The following is a 17,686-nucleotide window of genomic DNA, read 5'->3' as shown; positions in this document are numbered from 1 at the left end:
TTAACACAATAATTATCATTATCATGTTTCAAATGAAAATAATAAAAATGAATGGCGGAATCCCCGATATGTCATTCTTTGTGCGTTTTAGCGGATGAAAAACAGCATATTGGCGGCAGGAAGCAGGAATCGCAGAAGCGTCAATCGTTTTCCCCCTCTGTCTATAACAGCGGCGGAAGCGAAAATTCAGATTTTTCTGTCAGGAGATGCGCGAACCAGCGCTCAGAAGAGGGCTGGCCCGCGGTAGCGTAGGTGGGACGGCGTGCCTGTGTTCCGGAGGCACGCCAGCAACTTAATTATGCGAACCGATTTCGCGCAGCGGGCGACCTTTCATCAGGTTACGCTCGATATGCTCCAGCGAAATATGTTTGGTTTCCGGAACCAGCCACAGCGTCAGGACAATAAACAGCACGTTCAGGCCACCATAGACCCAGAAGGTGTTGGCGTTGCCGAGAGAGTCCAGCATGGTGAGGAACGTGGCACCGACAATCATGTTCGCTATCCAGTTGGTTGCTGTAGAACAGGTGATGCCAAAATCACGCCCTTTCAGCGGCTGGATTTCCGAGCACAGTACCCAGATAACCGGACCGGCACTCATCGCAAACCCGACGATAAATATCAGCAGCATGGCGACGGCAAAGTATTGTGCGCCCGGTGAGTGAATGCCCAGATGCAGCATGGTGCCCAGCACCCCCATCCCAACGGCCATCACCAGGAAGCCAAGCACCAGCGTGGGTTTACGGCCCCAGCGGTCTACGACGCCAATTGCGATAAAGGTGGCCAGTACGTTGGTCAGACCGACGATTACCGTTCCCCACATTTGCTGCGTGGTATTGCTGTAGCCTGCCAGTTCGAAGATTTTTGGCGCGTAATACATGATGACGTTCATCCCGGTGAACTGCTGCATGACCTGCAACAGCACGCCAAGGAAGACAGCGCGACGGAAATTACTATTCTCTTTAAACAGCGCCCAGCCGGTCTGTTTTACCTGCAGGCTCTCACGAATTTCATCCAGTTCGTTTTTAGCTTCGGCGCTGGTATCACGCAAGCGTAACAGCACGCGTTCAGCATCGTGGAAACGGCGTTTGGCGGCATACCAGCGGGGGCTGTCCGGCAGGAAGAAGACGCCGATAAGCAGCAGGATCGCCGGGATAACAATCACGCCGAGCATCCAGCGCCATGCGCCGCTGTAGCTGAATGCCGTATCCGACAGATAAGCCCCGAGAATACCGATGGTGATCATCAACTGGTACATCGAAATCATACTGCCACGGATTTTTTCCGGTGCAATTTCGGACAGATAGAGCGGGGCGGTATAAGAGGCTATCCCCACAGCAAGACCGAGAATAATACGGGAAATAATCAGTACTTCGACGTTAGGGGCGACGGCAGAACACAGCGAACCAATAACAAAGAGGATTGCGCCGATCATCAGGCTTTTTTTACGCCCGAGTTTCCACGACATCCATCCGCTACCTACGGCGCCGACTGCAGCGCCAAACATCATTGAACTGACCACCCACTCTTGTACATGGGAGTCAATTTTAAAGTCATTGGTGATAAAGGGCAGCGCCCCGGCGATAACACCAATATCCAGGCCAAAAAGAAGTCCTGCCAGTGCAGCGAGGAAGCAGACAAAAAAGGTCATCGCCTTGTTTGAATGTCCCTGTTTTTTATTGTCAGGCATGATGCCCTCCATTCGTTATATCAGTTTTTGCGATGGTAAACGTAGGCTAATGCCAGGCTGTTTTTTGTGATGAATGTCACGCAAGTGTAATCGGTTACATTTCCATTCAAACGCACCGGCAAATAAAACTGATAAATATTATAGATATAAGAACAGCATCAGAGAGGGGGAGGAAGACAGTTTCAGACTAAACCGAAATGGGGTGTAACAACCCTGTTTGTTATGGGGGAAGGCGCTACAAATAGTGATGCAGGCAGTAGAGATAGATTATGTAATCGCTTTCAATAAGCTACTGAATTCGCATGACAAGTATAGCTTATGTACAGAAAGAGACGGGATCTTAGGCCAGCGGAAAAGCAAAAGGCCAGCACAAGGCTGGCCTTCATAGCGGCTTACTCAGTCGATTATTTCAGACCGGCAGCTTCACGCAGCTGAGCGGCTTTGTCGGTTTTTTCCCAGGGGAAAGTTTCGCGACCAAAGTGACCGTAAGCAGCCGTTTGCTTATAGATCGGATGCAGCAAGTCCAGCATCTGAATCAGACCGTACGGACGCAGGTCGAAGAACTCGCGTACTAACAGGATCAGCTGTTCAGCAGGCACTTTCTCAGTACCGAACGTTTCCACCATGATGGAGGTCGGTTCCGCCACGCCGATAGCGTAGGATACCTGGATTTCACAGCGGTCGGCCAGGCCAGCCGCCACGATGTTTTTCGCCACATAACGGGCTGCGTAGGCTGCGGAACGGTCAACTTTAGACGGATCCTTACCAGAGAACGCGCCGCCACCGTGACGTGCCATGCCGCCGTAGGTATCAACGATAATTTTACGACCGGTCAGACCGCAGTCGCCCATCGGGCCGCCGATAACGAAACGCCCAGTTGGGTTGATAAAGAATTTGGTGGATTCGTTCAGCCACTCGGTCGGCAGGACCGGCTTGATGATCTCTTCCATTACCGCTTCCTGCAGCGATTTCTGGTCGATGTCTTCTGCGTGCTGAGTGGAGAGCACTACCGCGTCGATACCCGCGATTTTGCCGTCGTCATACTGGAAAGTGACCTGGCTTTTCGCATCCGGGCGCAGCCACGGCAGAGTGCCGTTTTTACGTACTTCTGCCTGACGCTCAACCAGACGGTGTGCGTAGGTGACAGGCGCTGGCATCAGCACGTCGGTTTCATTGGTTGCATAACCAAACATCAGACCCTGGTCGCCTGCACCCTGCTCCAGTGGATCTGCACGGTCAACGCCCTGGTTAATATCAGGAGACTGTTTACCAATCGCGCTCAGTACGGCGCAAGAGTTGGCATCAAAGCCCATATCAGAATGGATATAACCAATTTCACGAACGGTGTTACGGGTGATCTCTTCGATATCGACCCATGCGCTGGTGGTGATTTCACCACCGACCAGCACCATGCCGGTTTTAACATAGGTTTCACAGGCAACACGCGCTTTCGGATCCTGTTCGAGGATCGCATCAAGCACGGCGTCGGAGATTTGGTCAGCAATTTTGTCAGGATGCCCTTCTGAGACGGACTCGGACGTAAAAAGGTGTTTTGCCATATTGTGTTTTCACCCTGGAATAAAACGGTTGGCTTAAACAGTGTGTCAGGATGCCTTCACGGTTGTTCCGCGAGGACGTGCAGGTAGCGACACGGACTGTCTAAGTGTTAATCAGTATAGATGGATTAACATCTGGATGGCTATTCTAGGTTACTTCTTAACCCCATTGCCAGCGTTTTTTGAGGTCACGCACGTTCTGTCTGAATTGGTTACAGAAATTTTCCCTATGGATGACGCGAACGGAATTTTTTATTTTGCATTTTCACCCCGTTATCGGTATAAAACGCCGCGCGCGGCTCATATTAAAAGCGCACGGGATTTCTCGTGTTGCCACTTCCAGCCGGGTTAAGCAATTTATGGCTTTGGCTTGTCGCAGGTCGCAAGACGTGTGTGGAGGTGATACGAGATAATGAACCGTTGCTTTCAGCAGAATCCGTTGCGTCGTTCTGACGCGCGTTTATTCCCCGCAACCTGCATTTCAAATCTGCAAACCTGCCGATGTTATACCCATTTCGGCGCTTCTCAGGACTCCCGGGCCGGTATGGCGCTGTGATGACTGAACAAGGGCTCTCCTGCTGATTCAGGAGTTTTCTCGTGGTTTCGCCGAACCGTCATATTTCGTTCGGTCACGTGTTTTACAATGTTATGAACAAGAAACCGGTCGCACAGTCGGTATTTCAGCATCTTATGCTGCATAGCCGGACTGTTTATGGGTTGTTATCGCAACGTAACGTTGTGATAGTAGTTAACTGTTTTACACTTAATACAAAGAGTTGAGGTTCGCTATGTCTGACGACATGTCTTCATTTTCGCCTTCGTCAGCAGGCGAACACGGTGTACTACGTTCCATGCAGGAGGTTGCGATGAGCTCCCAGGAAGCCAGCAAGATGCTTCGTACTTACAATATTGCCTGGTGGGGTAATAATTATTATGACGTCAATGAACTGGGTCATATCAGCGTATGCCCGGACCCTGACGTCCCGGAAGCCCGTGTTGACCTGGCTCAATTGGTAAAGGCGCGTGAGGCACAAGGCCAACGCTTACCTGCGCTGTTCTGCTTCCCGCAGATCCTGCAACATCGTCTGCGCTCCATTAACGCCGCCTTCAAACGCGCGCGTGAATCCTATGGCTATAACGGCGACTACTTCCTGGTTTACCCCATTAAAGTAAACCAGCACCGTCGCGTTATTGAGTCGCTGATCCATTCCGGCGAACCGCTGGGTCTTGAGGCGGGTTCGAAAGCGGAGTTGATGGCGGTTCTGGCGCACGCGGGAATGACCCGTTCGGTGATCGTGTGTAACGGTTATAAAGATCGTGAATACATCCGTCTGGCGCTTATTGGCGAGAAAATGGGCCACAAGGTCTATCTGGTTATCGAGAAGATGTCGGAAATCGCCATTGTGCTTGAAGAAGCTGAGCGCCTGAATGTCGTGCCGCGCCTGGGTGTGCGTGCGCGTCTGGCGTCGCAGGGTTCTGGTAAATGGCAATCCTCCGGCGGCGAAAAATCCAAGTTCGGCCTCGCGGCCAACCAGGTACTGCAGCTGGTGGAAATTCTGCGCGAGCGCGGTCGTCTGGACAGCATTCAACTGCTGCACTTCCACCTCGGTTCGCAGATGGCCAACATTCGCGATATCGCCACCGGCGTGCGTGAATCCGCACGTTTTTATGTTGAACTGCATAAGCTGGGTGTCAACATTCAGTGCTTCGACGTGGGCGGCGGTTTGGGCGTGGACTATGAAGGTACGCGTTCCCAGTCAGACTGCTCGGTGAACTACGGCCTGAACGAATATGCCAACAACATCATCTGGGCGATTGGCGATGCCTGTGAAGAGAACGGCCTGCCGCACCCGACGGTGATTACCGAATCTGGTCGCGCGGTTACCGCGCACCATACGGTGCTGGTCTCCAACATCATCGGCGTTGAGCGTAGTGAAATTTCCGAAGCTACGCCGCCACAGGATGATGCGCCTCGTTCCCTGCAAAGCATGTGGGAAACCTGGCAGGAAATGCACGAGCCGGGCACGCGTCGCTCTCTGCGCGAATGGCTCCATGACAGCCAGATGGATTTGCACGATATTCATATCGGTTACTCTTCCGGTACCTTCAATCTTCAGGAGCGCGCCTGGGCAGAGCAACTGTATCTGAACATGTGCCATGAAGTGCAGAAACAGCTCGATCCAAGCAACCGTGCGCATCGTCCGATTATTGACGAACTGCAGGAGCGGATGGCGGACAAGATTTACGTCAACTTCTCCCTGTTCCAGTCAATGCCGGATGCCTGGGGTATCGATCAGCTCTTCCCGGTTCTGCCGCTGGAAGGTCTGAACCACGCGCCTGAACGTCGTGCGGTGTTGCTGGATATTACCTGCGATTCCGACGGCGCTATCGATCACTACGTGGACGGTGACGGTATCGCAACGACGATGCCGATGCCGGAATACGACCCGGAGAACCCGCCAATGCTGGGCTTCTTTATGGTAGGGGCGTACCAGGAAATTCTCGGCAACATGCATAACCTGTTTGGCGATACCGAAGCGGTAGACGTATTTGTCTTCCCTGACGGCAGTGTGGAAGTTGAACTGTCGGATGAAGGCGATACCGTGGCGGATATGCTGCAATACGTACAGCTCGATCCGAAAACCTTGCTGATTCAGTTCCGCGATCAGGTAAAACAGACCGATCTGGACGATGCGCTGCAACAGCAGTTCCTCGAAGAGTTCGAAGCCGGGCTGTACGGGTATACCTACCTGGAAGATGAATAAGTAGGGTTATTTCTTTGACTGACCGGTTTATTCGTTTAAATCGGTCAGTTTTTCATTTATAGAGTCCTGGAAAGAGCGGCAAACTTCCACCCTGTGCAGCGAATGTATTTCCGGGCGACGGTAATGAATTTGCCCCTGCGCCTTGCCACAAATAATCACCTTCCTGGAAAGACCTCCGATTTTTGCCGATAATTTTTTCTTATCGAATGTTCCTGCAAGGCAATAAGCAATTTATACCGGGAACATTATCACGACGATATCAGGAGGTCGCTTTATGAGCACTCTGGGACATCAGTATGATAATTCTCTCATCTCCAACGCCTTCGGTTTCTTACGCCTGCCTTTACATTTTCAGCCCTGGGATAGCGATGCAGAGTGGGTGATTACCGGCATTCCTTTTGATATGGCAACGTCGGGACGTCCCGGCAGCCGTCAGGGGCCGGGCGCTATCCGACAGATTTCCACGCATCTGGCCTGGGAGCACCAGCGCTTTCCGTGGCAGTTCGATATGCGCGAGCGCCTGCGCGTCGTGGACTGTGGCGATCTGGTGTATGCCTTTGGCGATGCCCGCGAAATGAGTGAGAGGTTACAGGCCCATGGCGAAAGATTGCTGTCAGCGGGCAAAAGACTTCTGTCGTTTGGCGGTGACCATTACGTGACGCTGCCGCTGCTGCGCGCCTATGCCAAACATTTTGGCAAAATGGCACTGGTACACTTTGATGCCCATACCGACACCTATGCCAATGGCTGTGAATTTGACCACGGCACCATGTTCTACACGGCGCCGAAGGAGGGGCTTATTGACCCGGCGCATTCCGTGCAGATTGGCATCCGTACTGAATTTAACCATCGAGACGGTTTTACCGTGCTGGATGCTTGTCAGGTAAACGATCGCAGCGTTGAAGACATCCTCGCAGAAGTGAAAAAAACGGTTGGCGATCTGCCGGTCTATCTGACATTTGATATCGATTGTCTCGATCCCGCATTTGCCCCAGGCACCGGGACGCCGGTGATCGGCGGGCTGACATCCGATCGCGCGATTAAACTGGTGCGGGGACTCAAGGATCTGAATATCGTCGGGATGGACCTGGTCGAAGTCGCTCCGGCCTATGATCGGGCCGAGATCACCGCACTGGCAGCGGCAACGCTAGCGCTGGAGATGCTCTATATCCAGGCGGCGAAAAAAGAGCGGTGATGTAGTCTATGTAGCCCCGGTAAGCGAAGCGCCACCGGGGACATTATGTGTAAAATTACTTGATACCATCCGCAGCCAGGCGGTCACGGACATGTTGCGCACGTTCCGCCGAGGCCGGGTGATCGTCAAACATGGAACTCTGGCGACCTTCTTCGAGTTTGGCTAATTTTTCGAAGCTGGTGGCCAGCCCTATCGGGCTAATTCCACGTTTGCGCAACAGATCATAGGAATAATCGTCCGCTTCGGACTCCTGACGCTGCGAGAACTGTGAATTAACCAGTTTTTCGCCCAGCGCGCCCAACTGAGATTGCGACAGATTGCCCACTACGCCCCCCGCCGATGCGGCAGCGGCGCGTACGGCATTGGTGCCAAGCGCCACCTGCATGCCTTTCTTCACGTGGCCGAGCGCAACGTGGCCCATTTCATGGCCAATCACCGCCTCAACCTCGTTGTCATTCATCATGTCCATCAAACCGCTGTAAACGCGGATGCAGCCGTTAGCCATGGCGAAAGCGTTGACATCTTTTGCTACGTAAACCTTGTAGTTCACCGGCTGGCCGTTGATGTTGTCGCCCAGGGCGGCGGCAATTTTACTAAGTCGCTGATTATACTGGCTGCCCGCCGGGGCTATCGTTGCTTTACTGTCCATCTGCTTACAGGCTTCGTCGCTCAGGCTTTTAACCTGAGCATCGCTGAGCGTGTAGGCCTGAAAAGCTTCTGCACCGGAGGTCAAAAAACCATTGGAATCCATATTCTGGCAGCCTGCCAACAGGGTCGCTGTCGTCAGAGCAAGCAAAGCCGGGCGAATTTTCATCTCTTATCTTCCACGCTGGTTAATTCATAATTCTGATAATGCGCCGCGCACAAACGAGCCGGTGCAGTTGCACAAGTATAAAGAATAGAACGATTACCGGGCGAGTCCATTGCGCAACGTGCAAGCAGCTTCCAGAGATTTCTTAATCCTCAAAAGGATGCTCCATGTACATGACTTCCCGCTTGGGTTACATTGTTGGCACTTTTTTCCGGCGTAGCCCATAACGCGCTGTAGTCAAGTCGTTCCGGGCATGGCCTTTAACAGTCCGATCTGGAGTCAAAATGTCCTCACGTAAAGAGCTTGCCAATGCCATTCGTGCGCTGAGCATGGACGCGGTACAGAAAGCCAAATCCGGTCACCCGGGTGCCCCGATGGGTATGGCTGACATCGCCGAAGTCCTGTGGCGTGATTTCCTGAACCATAACCCGCAGAACCCGGCATGGGCTGACCGCGACCGTTTCGTGCTGTCCAATGGTCACGGTTCAATGCTGATTTACAGCCTGCTGCACCTCACCGGTTACGATCTGCCGATTGACGAGCTGAAAAACTTCCGTCAACTGCACTCAAAAACGCCAGGTCACCCGGAAGTGGGCTACACCGCAGGCGTGGAAACCACGACCGGCCCGTTAGGGCAGGGTATTGCGAATGCGGTCGGTATGGCGATTGCGGAGAAAACGCTGGCGGCGCAGTTCAACCGTCCGGGCCATGACATTGTTGATCACTTCACTTACGCCTTCATGGGTGACGGTTGCATGATGGAAGGTATCTCTCACGAGGTATGCTCCCTGGCCGGTACCCTGAAACTGGGCAAACTGGTCGCCTTCTACGACGACAACGGCATCTCCATCGACGGCCACGTTGAAGGCTGGTTCACCGATGACACCGCGGCACGCTTCGAAGCCTACGGCTGGCACGTGGTGCGTGGCGTTGATGGTCACAATGCGGACTCCATCAAACGTGCAGTAGAAGAAGCGCGTGCGGTCACCGACAAACCGTCCCTGCTGATGTGCAAAACCATCATCGGTTTCGGTTCGCCGAACAAAGCGGGTACACATGATTCCCATGGCGCCCCGCTGGGCGATGCGGAAATCGCGCTGACCCGCGAAGCGCTGGGCTGGAAACACCCGGCGTTTGAAATCCCGTCTGAAATTTATGCCCGGTGGGATGCGAAAGAAGCCGGCCAGGCGAAAGAGTCAGCCTGGAACGAGAAATTCGCGGCTTATGCCAAAGCCTTCCCGCAGGAAGCGGCTGAATTCACCCGCCGTATGAGCGGTGAGCTGCCGTCTGATTTCGACGCGAAAGCGAATGAATTCATCGCGAAACTGCAGGCTAACCCGTCCAAAATCGCCAGCCGTAAAGCGTCCCAGAATGCGATTGAAGCGTTCGGTCCGTTACTGCCTGAGTTCCTCGGCGGCTCCGCTGACCTGGCACCGTCTAACCTGACTATCTGGTCTGGTTCGAAAGCGATTAACGAAGATACTGCCGGTAACTACATTCACTATGGCGTGCGCGAGTTCGGTATGACCGCAATTGCCAACGGTATCTCCCTGCACGGTGGTTTCCTGCCGTACACCTCCACCTTCCTGATGTTTGTGGAATATGCCCGTAACGCGGTGCGTATGGCGGCCCTGATGAAACAGCGCCAGGTGATGGTCTACACCCACGATTCCATCGGTCTGGGTGAAGATGGTCCGACGCACCAGCCGGTAGAGCAGGTGGCTTCTCTGCGTGTGACCCCGAACATGAGCACCTGGCGTCCGTGTGACCAGGTGGAATCGGCGGTAGCGTGGAAATACGGCGTTGAGCGCGCCGACGGCCCGACTGCGCTGATTCTGTCCCGTCAGAACCTGGCACAGCAGGAGCGTACCGCTGAGCAACTGGCAAATGTGGCCCGTGGCGGTTACGTGCTGAAAGACAGCAACGGCCAGCCTGAGCTGATTTTCATCGCGACCGGTTCAGAAGTTGAGCTGGCGGTTGCCGCATGGGAAAAACTGACTGCCGAAGGTGTGAAGGCGCGCGTGGTGTCCATGCCGTCTACCGATGCGTTTGACAAGCAGGATGCGGCTTACCGTGAATCCGTACTGCCGAAAGCCGTTTCTGCGCGTGTTGCCATCGAAGCGGGTATCGCCGACTACTGGTTCAAATATGTGGGCCTGAACGGCGCTATCGTCGGTATGACCACCTTCGGTGAGTCTGCACCGGCAGAGCTGCTGTTTGAAGAGTTCGGCTTTACTGTCGACAATGTGGTCGCAAAAGCGAAAGCACTGCTCTAATTGTTGTCGGGCACGAACCGGTGCCCTCAACGCCTTCCTTTCCCGCCGGGAGAGGGGCAAAGACTAAAACGGTAACCGCCTGGTTACCGTTTTGCTTTTACCTCGAATTATTCCTGCAAAAATGTGACGCAAGTCAGATAAATGGTCGCCAGGGCTGGACATGGATTCCTTTTATTCTGCGTTTCGCTTATTCTAGCTGAAGCGTTTCAGTCGCTTAAATGTTCGACAATTAATCAATCAAACGCAGTTTGTGACAGGCGAGGTTCCTCTGTAAAGGTTGCTGCATTACTCTGTGAGCCACCTCAAATTGGGTAACCTTGCAGGAGATCTATGAGCGTACGCATAGCGATTAATGGCTTTGGTCGTATCGGGCGCAACGTGGTTCGTGCTTTGTATGAATCCGGGCGTCGGGCGGAAGTCACCGTGGTGGCAATCAATGAACTGGCAGATGCGGCAGGCATGGCCCATTTATTGAAATATGACACCAGCCACGGGCGTTTCGCGTGGGACGTACATCAGGAACGCGAGCAACTGTTTGTTGGCGATGATGCAATTCGCATTCTTCATCAACGCGATATCGCAGCCCTGCCATGGCGCGAACTGGGCGTTGATGTGGTGCTCGATTGTACTGGTGTTTTTGGCAGCCGCGCCGATGGCGAAGCACATCTGGCGGCGGGGGCGAAGAAAGTGCTGTTCTCGCATCCCGGTAGTAACGATCTTGACGCGACGGTCGTTTTTGGCGTCAATCAGGATGCCTTAAAGCCTGACGATCGTATTGTCTCTAACGCTTCCTGCACCACGAACTGCATTATTCCGATTATTAAGCTGCTTGATGACGCGTGGGGGATTGAATCGGGTACAGTCACCACGATCCACTCCGCGATGCACGATCAGCAGGTGATTGACGCCTATCATCCTGATTTACGCCGTACGCGTGCAGCCAGCCAGTCTATTATTCCTGTGGACACCAAACTGGCGGCGGGTATCACCCGTATTTTCCCGCAATTTCATGACCGGTTTGAGGCGATTGCGGTACGCGTACCGACCATAAATGTGACGGCCATTGACCTGAGTGTGACGGTGAAAAATCCGGTTAAAGCGTGTGAAGTCAATGAGTTGCTGCAAAAAGCAGCACTGGGAACATTTCATGGTATAGTTGACTATACGGAATTACCGTTGGTCTCGACAGATTTTAACCACGATCCGCACAGTGCCATTGTTGATGGTACGCAAACACGGGTCAGTGGCGCGCACCTTATTAAAACCCTGGTATGGTGCGATAACGAATGGGGCTTTGCTAACCGAATGCTCGACACGACGTTAGAGATGGCCGCGAAAGGTTTCAGGTAGGGCGCACATTGCGTTCGCAAAACTTTATGAATCATTGAGAGGATTCACCATGTCTGTAATTAAGATGACCGATCTGGATTTGGCAGGTAAACGCGTTTTCATCCGTGCGGATCTGAACGTACCGGTTAAAGATGGCAAAGTGACCAGCGATGCGCGTATCCGTGCGTCTCTGCCGACCATCGAGCTGGCGCTGAAACAAGGCGCGAAAGTGATGGTTACCTCCCATCTGGGTCGTCCGACCGAAGGCGAGTACAACGAAGAGTTCTCTCTGCTGCCGGTTGTTAATTACCTGAAAGACAAACTGTCCAACCCGGTACGTCTGGTAAAAGACTACCTGGATGGCGTTGAAGTTGCTGCAGGTGAACTGGTTGTGCTGGAAAACGTTCGCTTTAACAAAGGCGAGAAGAAAGACGACGAAGCACTGTCCAAAAAATATGCTGCTCTGTGCGATGTATTTGTAATGGACGCTTTCGGTACGGCTCACCGTGCACAGGCTTCAACCCACGGTATCGGCAAATTCGCTGACGTTGCGTGCGCAGGCCCGCTGCTGGCTGACGAACTCGAAGCGCTGGGTAAAGCGCTGAAAGAACCTGCTCGCCCGATGGTGGCTATCGTTGGTGGTTCTAAGGTTTCCACTAAACTGACCGTTCTGGACTCTCTGTCTAAAATCGCTGACCAGCTGATCGTTGGCGGCGGTATCGCCAACACCTTCGTGGCTGCTCAAGGCCACAACGTGGGTAAATCCCTGTACGAAGCTGACCTGGTTGACGAAGCAAAACGCCTGCTGGGTACCTGCGATATTCCGGTCCCGACAGATGTTCGTGTTGCTACTGAGTTCTCCGAAACCGCTACCGCAACCCTGAAATCTGTTTCTGATATCAAAGATGAAGAGCAGATTCTGGACCTGGGCGATGCTTCTGCACAGAAACTGGCTGAAATCCTGAAAAACGCGAAAACCATTCTGTGGAATGGCCCGGTTGGCGTGTTCGAATTCCCGAACTTCCGCAAAGGCACCGAAATCGTTGCTAATGCTATCGCAGACAGCGACGCGTTCTCCATCGCAGGCGGCGGCGACACTCTGGCGGCTATCGACCTGTTCGGTATCGCTGACAAAATCTCCTACATCTCCACGGGTGGCGGTGCGTTCCTCGAATTCGTGGAAGGTAAAGTGCTGCCGGCAGTCGCAATGCTCGAAGAGCGCGCTAAGAAGTAAGTATTCAAAGGGCAGGGAAACCTGCCCAATTTTCAGCGCGCGTAATGCTCGCGAACTTTTTTCCAACGGTCGAAGATACAGATACAGGACTCGAAAACATGTCTAAAATTTTTGATTTCGTAAAACCGGGCGTCATTACCGGTGATGACGTTCAGAAAGTGTTCCAGGTAGCAAAAGAAAACAACTTTGCGCTGCCAGCAGTTAACTGCGTGGGCACCGATTCCATTAACGCCGTTCTGGAAACCGCTGCGAAAGTGAAAGCGCCGGTTATCGTTCAGTTCTCCAACGGTGGTGCTGCATTCATCGCGGGTAAAGGCGTGAAAACTGATATTCCTCAGGGTGCTGCTATCCTGGGTGCTATCTCTGGTGCACATCACGTACATCAGATGGCAGAACACTACGGTGTTCCGGTTATTCTGCACACTGACCACTGCGCTAAAAAACTGCTGCCGTGGATCGACGGCCTGCTGGACGCGGGTGAAAAACACTTTGCTGCTACCGGCAAACCGCTGTTCTCTTCTCACATGATCGACCTGTCTGAAGAGTCCCTCGAAGAAAACATCGAGATCTGCTCCAAATATCTGGCGCGCATGTCCAAAATCGGCATGACACTGGAAATCGAACTGGGTTGCACCGGCGGTGAAGAAGATGGCGTGGACAACAGCCATATGGACGCTTCTGCACTGTACACTCAGCCGGAAGACGTTGATTACGCTTACACTAAACTGAACGCAATCAGCCCACGTTTCACTATCGCTGCTTCCTTCGGTAACGTGCATGGCGTGTACAAACCGGGTAACGTGAAACTGACCCCGACTATCCTGCGCGACTCTCAGGAATATGTTTCTAAGAAACATAACCTGCCGCACAACGCCCTGAACTTCGTTTTCCACGGCGGTTCCGGTTCTACTGCTCAGGAAATCAAAGACTCCGTAAGCTACGGCGTTATCAAAATGAACATCGATACCGACACCCAATGGGCGACCTGGGAAGGTATCCTGAACTACTACAAAACTAACGAAGCGTATCTGCAAGGTCAGCTGGGCAACCCGAAAGGCGAAGACCAGCCGAACAAGAAATACTACGATCCGCGCGTATGGCTGCGTGCAGCTCAGTCTTCTATGATCACGCGTCTGGAACAGGCTTTCAAAGAACTGAACGCGGTTGACGTTCTGTAATTTTTGCCTTGTTTCTTGAATCAGGCCCGCTTATGCGGGCCTTTTTTATTGCCGATTCAATAGCCTGCATAGACTATTAAATGTGATCGATTTGGCAAAATTGCCCCTTATTGTTTACCCTTTAGGTGTCTGTCCGTCACCGTCGGGAAGGCATTTTCCCGCACGGATCAACATAAGGAACAAAGAATGGAAGATCTTCACGTCGTCGACAGCATCAATAACGCAGGCTCCTGGCTGGTGACTAACCAGGCGTTGCTGCTGAGTTACGCTGTTAACATCGTTGCCGCCATTGCCATCATCATCGTGGGTATGATCATTGCCCGCATGATTTCAAACACTGTGAACAAACTGATGCGGGCGCGGCACATTGATGCCACCGTTGCCGATTTTCTCTCCGCGCTTGTCCGTTATGGGATCATTGCCTTTACCCTGATAGCCGCACTGGGGCGCGTGGGCGTGCAAACCGCATCGGTCATTGCGGTACTCGGTGCCGCAGGTCTGGCAATCGGTCTGGCGCTACAAGGGTCACTCTCGAATCTGGCTGCCGGTGTTTTACTGGTGACCTTCCGCCCGTTCCGTTCCGGGGAATACGTCGACCTGGGCGGCGTGGCCGGTACTGTGCTGCAGGTGCAGATTTTCTCCACCACACTGCGTAGCGCCGATGGTCGTATCATTGTGGTGCCCAACGGAAAAATCATTGCCGGGAACATTATTAACTTTTCCCGCGAGCCGGTCCGCCGTAACGAATTTATCATTGGCGTTGCCTACGATTCTGATATCGATCTGGTCACCAAACTGCTGACTGATATCATTCAGGCTGATGACCGTATTCTGAAAGACCGGGAGATGACGGTGCGTCTGAATGAACTCGGGGCGTCATCCATCAACTTTGTGGTGCGCGTCTGGAGTAACAGTAGCGACCTGCAAAACGTCTACTGGGATGTTCTGGAAAAAGTGAAACGCAGCTTTGATGAGCACGGTATCAGTTTCCCTTACCCGCAAATGGATGTGAATTTCAAACAGGTGAAAGAGCCTGTCAAAGCGTAAATCATCAGGTCGGCGTTGCCGGCCTTTTTCTTGTCTTTTGGTATTAGCAATTCTTATTATTCATTAGAATATTCAATTTCCGCTAATGATTCTCGCGCGTTATAGTCTGCGTCCAGATAAAGTTGATTGAGAATCTATTGTGATAACCTATTATTTTCAAGGTCTTATATTGGGTGCGGCATTGATTTTACCCCTTGGTCCGCAGAATGCCTTCGTGATGAACCAGGGGATTCGTCGCCAGTACCACATCATGACGGCTTTTCTGTGTACGCTAAGTGACTTACTGTTGATTTGTGCCGGGGTGTTTGGCGGCAGCGCCTTGTTGATGCAATCTCCCTGGCTGCTGGGGCTGGTAACCTGGGGCGGCGTCGCCTTCCTGTTGTGGTATGGCTTTGGGGCGTTTAAAACGGCATTAAGCAACAATATTGAACTTACCACCGCAGAGGCAATGAAACAGGGGCGCTGGAAGATTATCGCGACCATGCTGGCGGTAACCTGGCTTAATCCTCATGTTTATCTGGACACTTTCGTGGTGCTCGGCAGTCTGGGCGGGCAACTGGATGCGGAGCCGAAGCGCTGGTTTGCGATGGGGACGGTGAGTGCTTCCATCATCTGGTTTTTTGGCCTGGCGCTTCTGGCCGCCTGGTTTGCGCCGCGTCTGCGTACCGTGAAAGCACAGCGCATTATCAATTTCCTTGTCGGGGCGGTGATGTGGATTATCGCGGCGCAACTGGCAAAAGATGGTGTTGCCCATATGCAGGCCTTGTTCAACTAAGGCTAGTCCGATGGACAAAGCCGAATCATCCGCTAAGCTTCTGCCTGGCGTGCCGTTTTCTTACGGACGTAATAAGCAACATGGAGGAGCAAACGTGAAATTCAAAGTGATGGCCCTGGCGGCATTAGTGGGACTGAGTGTCATGTCGGTACAGGCAAGTGAACTGCCTGATGGCCCGCACATTGTTACCTCGGGTACGTCGAGCGTGGACGCAGTGCCTGATATTGCTACCCTGGCGATTGAAGTGAATATCCAGGCGAAAGATGCCGCAACGGCGAAGAAACAGGCAGACGATCGCGTCGCCGAATATCTCTCATTCCTCGACAAGAATGGCGTCGGGAAGAAAGACATCAACTCCGCCAACTTGCGCACCCAGCCGGATTACGATTACCAAAACGGTAAAAGCGTGCTGAAAGGCTGGCGTGCCGTACGTACGGTTGAAGTGACGCTGCGCGATCTGGAGAAGCTCAATTCCCTGCTCGATGGTGCGCTAAAAGCTGGCCTGAATGAAATCCGCTCCGTTTCGCTGGGTGTTGCGCAACCGGATTCGTACAAGGATAAGGCGCGTAAAGCGGCCATTGATGATGCCGTTCATCAGGCGGAACAGCTGGCAGCAGGTTTCAATGCTAAGCTTGGCCCGGTATATAGTGTGCGTTACCACGTTTCCAATTATCAGCCGAGCCCGATGGTTCGCATGATGAAAGCGGATGCGGCACCCGTATCTGCACAGGAAACATACGAACAGCCGACCATTCAGTTTGCCGATCAGGTGGATGTTGTATTCCAGCTTGAGCCTGCTCAGGCTCAGCAGACGACGAAATCACAGTAAACTTTTTGCGCGCTGTAAAGCAGAGAAAAGAAAGGCCGGGTTATCCCGGCCTTTCTGTATTAATCCTGTCGCAATACCTTATGCCCATAAGCCAGCAGTGCGTCGGTGACGTTGCGCATCATGCGGCTTTCTGGCGCAAAGCGATGCCAGTACAGCATCCGGCGCTGGAACAGACCCGGCGTGAGGTCGATCAGTTCTCCGGCGTTCAACTCTCTTTCTATTTGCAGGTGCGGGATCATACAGCAGGTCGTTCCCTGCCTTGCCAGTTGCACAAACGCTTCCGACGAGTTAACGATATGACAGGGTACGCTACCTGGCGGCAGATCGAAGTTTTGCTGCAAGAAGGCCTGGTGCATATCGTCGAGATGATCAAACGCCACAGCAGGCGCTTTCAGTAATGCTGAACGTGTTACGCCATTCGGGAAGTAACGTTCAGCAAAAGCTTTTGAACCGACAAACAGGTAATCAAGCGCGCCAAGCTGGTCAACGAGGCAGCTTGGCAGAGCCTGCGGCTGAATACTTACCGCACCGACCACTTCACCGCGACGCAGTCGCTCCTGGGTGCGGGTTTCATCTTCAACCTGTAAATTCAGGCGGATTGGCGAATCGGCCAGCACTGGCGCAAGCGCAGGCAGCAGCCAGGTTGCCAGACTGTCGGCGTTCACCGCAAGTGACAGCAAAAGCGGGGTGGAGCCGGTTTGCTCATCACCCAGCCACTCTTCTTCCAGCAGTTCTACCTGGCGCAGCAACGCCAGCAATTTTTGCCCTTGTTCCGTTGGACGCGGTGGGACGGTACGTACCAGAAGGGGTTGGCCAAACATGTTTTCGAGCTGTTTAATACGCTGCGATACGGCGGACTGAGTGATACACAGCTTTTGCGCGGCGCGCTCAAACCCACGTTCCCGAATGACCGCATCGAGCGCCTGTAACGTTCTGTAGTCCGGACGTTTCATCTGACTGACATACTCCTGCAAAATAATTACTCAGCACTATGACATAATTTT

General features: G+C 53.0%; 15 protein-coding genes. 11 read left to right on the top strand and 4 right to left on the bottom strand.

The window, feature by feature from the left end:
• Positions 1-292: 292 nt before the first annotated feature.
• A complete protein-coding gene (locus L2097_RS19850) occupies positions 293-1,687 on the bottom strand; it encodes a sugar porter family MFS transporter (RefSeq protein ID WP_047368939.1) in 1,395 nt (464 codons plus the stop codon).
• Between the two features lie 404 nt (positions 1,688-2,091).
• Positions 2,092-3,246 carry a methionine adenosyltransferase gene (gene metK / locus L2097_RS19845; RefSeq protein WP_085006421.1) on the bottom strand — a complete coding sequence of 385 codons (1,155 nt, stop codon included), beginning with the start codon at positions 3,244-3,246 and terminating at the stop codon, positions 2,092-2,094.
• 409 nt (positions 3,247-3,655) lie between these two features.
• On the opposite strand from metK, the gene yqgG reads away from it, so the two are divergent.
• The 4 genes from yqgG to speB all read left to right on the top strand — a co-directional run bounded on the left by yqgG (position 3,656) and on the right by speB (position 7,203).
• Positions 3,656-3,799 (top strand): small protein YqgG, encoded by a 144-nt coding sequence (gene yqgG, locus L2097_RS25925; RefSeq protein WP_431520374.1) that lies wholly within the window; start codon positions 3,656-3,658, stop codon positions 3,797-3,799.
• Between the two features lie 92 nt (positions 3,800-3,891).
• The gene (gene yqgB, locus L2097_RS19840) at positions 3,892-4,023 is read left to right on the top strand and encodes an acid stress response protein YqgB (protein ID WP_250353636.1); all 132 of its coding nucleotides are present in this window, start codon (positions 3,892-3,894) and stop codon (positions 4,021-4,023) included.
• Between the two features lie 8 nt (positions 4,024-4,031).
• On the top strand, positions 4,032-6,008 hold the full coding sequence (gene speA, locus L2097_RS19835; protein WP_085006423.1) for a biosynthetic arginine decarboxylase: 1,977 nt from the start codon (positions 4,032-4,034) through the stop codon (positions 6,006-6,008).
• Positions 6,009-6,282: 274 nt separating this feature from the next.
• Entirely contained in the window at positions 6,283-7,203 is a 921-nt protein-coding gene (gene speB / locus L2097_RS19830) for an agmatinase (protein ID WP_047368942.1), read from the top strand.
• 55 nt (positions 7,204-7,258) lie between these two features.
• Here the strand turns inward: speB and loiP are convergent, their stop codons facing one another.
• Positions 7,259-8,017: a metalloprotease LoiP gene (gene loiP / locus L2097_RS19825; RefSeq protein ID WP_085006424.1), complete on the bottom strand. Its 759-nt coding sequence runs from the start codon at positions 8,015-8,017 to the stop codon at positions 7,259-7,261.
• 281 nt (positions 8,018-8,298) lie between these two features.
• Between loiP and tkt the strand changes: the two genes are divergently transcribed.
• The 7 genes from tkt (at position 8,299) to L2097_RS19790 (ending at position 16,682) form a co-directional block, all read left to right on the top strand.
• On the top strand, positions 8,299-10,290 hold the full coding sequence (gene tkt, locus L2097_RS19820; RefSeq protein ID WP_250353544.1) for a transketolase: 1,992 nt from the start codon (positions 8,299-8,301) through the stop codon (positions 10,288-10,290).
• A gap of 330 nt (positions 10,291-10,620) precedes the next feature.
• A complete protein-coding gene (epd, locus tag L2097_RS19815) occupies positions 10,621-11,640 on the top strand; it encodes an erythrose-4-phosphate dehydrogenase (protein ID WP_250353543.1) in 1,020 nt (339 codons plus the stop codon).
• Positions 11,641-11,689: 49 nt separating this feature from the next.
• Positions 11,690-12,853: a phosphoglycerate kinase gene (pgk, locus tag L2097_RS19810; protein ID WP_047368947.1), complete on the top strand. Its 1,164-nt coding sequence runs from the start codon at positions 11,690-11,692 to the stop codon at positions 12,851-12,853.
• Positions 12,854-12,951: 98 nt separating this feature from the next.
• Positions 12,952-14,031 (top strand): class II fructose-bisphosphate aldolase, encoded by a 1,080-nt coding sequence (fbaA, locus tag L2097_RS19805; RefSeq protein ID WP_047373168.1) that lies wholly within the window; start codon positions 12,952-12,954, stop codon positions 14,029-14,031.
• A 186-nt stretch (positions 14,032-14,217) separates the two neighbouring features.
• On the top strand, positions 14,218-15,078 hold the full coding sequence (gene mscS / locus L2097_RS19800; RefSeq protein ID WP_047368948.1) for a small-conductance mechanosensitive channel MscS: 861 nt from the start codon (positions 14,218-14,220) through the stop codon (positions 15,076-15,078).
• Between the two features lie 139 nt (positions 15,079-15,217).
• The gene (gene argO, locus L2097_RS19795; protein WP_047368949.1) at positions 15,218-15,853 is read left to right on the top strand and encodes an arginine exporter ArgO; all 636 of its coding nucleotides are present in this window, start codon (positions 15,218-15,220) and stop codon (positions 15,851-15,853) included.
• Positions 15,854-15,947: 94 nt separating this feature from the next.
• Positions 15,948-16,682 (top strand): oxidative stress defense protein, encoded by a 735-nt coding sequence (locus tag L2097_RS19790; RefSeq protein WP_047373169.1) that lies wholly within the window; start codon positions 15,948-15,950, stop codon positions 16,680-16,682.
• Between the two features lie 59 nt (positions 16,683-16,741).
• Here the strand turns inward: L2097_RS19790 and argP are convergent, their stop codons facing one another.
• Complete coding sequence (gene argP, locus L2097_RS19785; protein ID WP_047368950.1) at positions 16,742-17,635, bottom strand: DNA-binding transcriptional regulator ArgP; 894 nt, start codon at positions 17,633-17,635, stop codon at positions 16,742-16,744.
• Positions 17,636-17,686 lie beyond the last annotated feature (51 nt).

Origin of the sequence: Citrobacter sp. MNAZ 1397 (assembly GCF_023613995.1) — a bacterium.
Taxonomy (GTDB): Bacteria; Pseudomonadota; Gammaproteobacteria; order Enterobacterales; family Enterobacteriaceae; genus Phytobacter; species Phytobacter ursingii.
This window is presented reverse-complemented; position numbering and strand designations above follow the sequence as displayed.

What these genes read in the sequence shown, in the direction of transcription:
- L2097_RS19850 (WP_047368939.1), bottom strand. Translation starts at nt 1,687, where the DNA reads ATGCCTGACAATAAAAAACAGGGACATTCAAACAAGGCGATGACCTTT.
- metK (WP_085006421.1), bottom strand. Translation starts at nt 3,246, where the DNA reads ATGGCAAAACACCTTTTTACGTCCGAGTCCGTCTCAGAAGGGCATCCT.
- yqgG (WP_431520374.1), top strand. Translation starts at nt 3,656, where the DNA reads ATGAACCGTTGCTTTCAGCAGAATCCGTTGCGTCGTTCTGACGCGCGT.
- yqgB (WP_250353636.1), top strand. Translation starts at nt 3,892, where the DNA reads ATGAACAAGAAACCGGTCGCACAGTCGGTATTTCAGCATCTTATGCTG.
- speA (WP_085006423.1), top strand. Translation starts at nt 4,032, where the DNA reads ATGTCTGACGACATGTCTTCATTTTCGCCTTCGTCAGCAGGCGAACAC.
- speB (WP_047368942.1), top strand. Translation starts at nt 6,283, where the DNA reads ATGAGCACTCTGGGACATCAGTATGATAATTCTCTCATCTCCAACGCC.
- loiP (WP_085006424.1), bottom strand. Translation starts at nt 8,017, where the DNA reads ATGAAAATTCGCCCGGCTTTGCTTGCTCTGACGACAGCGACCCTGTTG.
- tkt (WP_250353544.1), top strand. Translation starts at nt 8,299, where the DNA reads ATGTCCTCACGTAAAGAGCTTGCCAATGCCATTCGTGCGCTGAGCATG.
- epd (WP_250353543.1), top strand. Translation starts at nt 10,621, where the DNA reads ATGAGCGTACGCATAGCGATTAATGGCTTTGGTCGTATCGGGCGCAAC.
- pgk (WP_047368947.1), top strand. Translation starts at nt 11,690, where the DNA reads ATGTCTGTAATTAAGATGACCGATCTGGATTTGGCAGGTAAACGCGTT.
- fbaA (WP_047373168.1), top strand. Translation starts at nt 12,952, where the DNA reads ATGTCTAAAATTTTTGATTTCGTAAAACCGGGCGTCATTACCGGTGAT.
- mscS (WP_047368948.1), top strand. Translation starts at nt 14,218, where the DNA reads ATGGAAGATCTTCACGTCGTCGACAGCATCAATAACGCAGGCTCCTGG.
- argP (WP_047368950.1), bottom strand. Translation starts at nt 17,635, where the DNA reads ATGAAACGTCCGGACTACAGAACGTTACAGGCGCTCGATGCGGTCATT.